The sequence below is a fragment of the Bartonella sp. AA1HLJMS genome, assembly GCF_042197445.1.
Taxonomy (GTDB): domain Bacteria; phylum Pseudomonadota; class Alphaproteobacteria; order Rhizobiales; family Rhizobiaceae; genus Bartonella.
On the sequence record NZ_JBHIRW010000160.1, the window covers coordinates 1 to 1,617 of the forward strand.

The window sequence follows — 1,617 nt, forward strand, 5'->3', positions numbered from 1 at the left end:
GGTAATGCCGCTGCAAATAACTACCTCAGCAGTGCGCAACAAGCTCAGATGGAGAAAGAATTAAAGGAGTGTCCTGACCTTTTATGTGAAGCAGCAGTGTCTGCGAAGTGGTCTGCGATTAGTACAGGGCAAGATATAAGCTTTGGGGCAGGTATGGTAGCTGGTGTACCGGCTGAAGTATACGGTACGGTTGATGGTTTTTTGCAAATAGCCAAACATCCCGAAGAGACTTTGAAAGCGCTCAAAGATTTTTTCAGCAGTGGTGAGATTTTGGCGACAATTGGTCGGACCCTTGGACAGTCCTATGTAGATCGCATTAATAAAATGGAGGAGGAATATGAGCGAGCTGGTGCTGGTGGTTCCTTTAATGCTGGACTTGAATTTGGAAAATTATTGACTGAAACAGCATCCCTAATGACAGGAGTTGCTGGAGCAGCCAAGGGAGGCATAAAGCTTGGCGAAAAGGCTCTGGCTAAATTTGCTGCTAAGACTGAGGTAACGGCTGCAAAAGCAGGCAAAGACATCGCTCAATCAACGGAAAAAATAAGCGATAAAGCTGTTGCAGTTCATGAGCAAACAGGAAACAAAGCTTCTCAGACAATTGAAGAAGTCAGAAATAAAATAAAAGATATTTATCCAGAAAAAGACATTGCTCAATCAACGGAAAAAATCAGAGATGAAATTGCTAAAACTCAATATTTCACACAAGGAGAACATTTATGGTCAGACAGAAAATCCACTGTTTTTGAGCTTGAAATACCTCACAAAGGAGAAATAATTACTCAAAAATATGAAGTTTATGAGAGTGAAAAGCTGTTTAATCCTTACCGAATTGTTACTTGGATAGAAAAAGGGAAAGAAGTAGAAGGTACAAATATTGAAAAGATGACAGCAGGAAGAGCGCCCATAGGATTTGATGATAAATCCATTGAATTCCATCACATATTGCAAACACATGATGGTCCTCTAGCAATGGTGACAAACGAGTTTCATAAAAAATATCATCGTATCCTTCATAATAGGCCTAAGGAAATGGGATCAGATATTGATAGAGATTTGTTTAAAAAGTTGAGAGAAGAACTTTGGATGTTATGTGCTGAATGTTATAAACCGAAAGATACAAAAATTAAAAAATAACAATTTATAGGAGAACAAATTATGAAAACTTACACCTTAGATGATGTTGCAGAGTTGGTTGAGAAATATAGTGATATTGTTGATTTTGGCACTGCAGAGGATGCGGTTAGTAATGAAAGGATTGAAGAAGCTGAGAAAATTCTTGGTGTAAAGTTTACAACTTCTTATAAAGACTTTTTAAAAAATTATAAAGGAGGAGAAATTGGAGGTTATGAAATATTTAGCATTTATAACGCAAGTTTTGATAAGTGTCCTGCTGGTGATATTGTTTTCTATCATTTGACGGATATAAAAAATGGTTTCGCAAAACCAAATCAGCTTGCCGTGAATAGAACTGATTTTGGTGAAACATTTTACTTTGATTATACTCAGTTTCAGGATGGTGAATGCCCACTTTACGTCGAGATTCCATCTGGAGCGTCACATTATTATGCAAGTAATTTTTATGAATTTCTCTGTAAAAGAATTAAAGAGCACGCA

2 protein-coding genes are annotated in these 1,617 nt (G+C 37.2%); both read left to right on the forward strand.

Annotated features, from left to right (window positions below; genetic code table 11):
• Positions 1–1,137, forward strand: a 1,137-nt coding sequence (locus ACFIQE_RS10205) for an HNH/ENDO VII family nuclease (RefSeq protein WP_375707680.1), incomplete at its 5' end; no start/stop codon positions are given.
• Positions 1,138–1,158: 21 nt separating this feature from the next.
• Positions 1,159–1,617: SMI1/KNR4 family protein (locus ACFIQE_RS10210; RefSeq protein WP_375707681.1), on the forward strand; the 459-nt coding region annotated here is incomplete at its 3' end.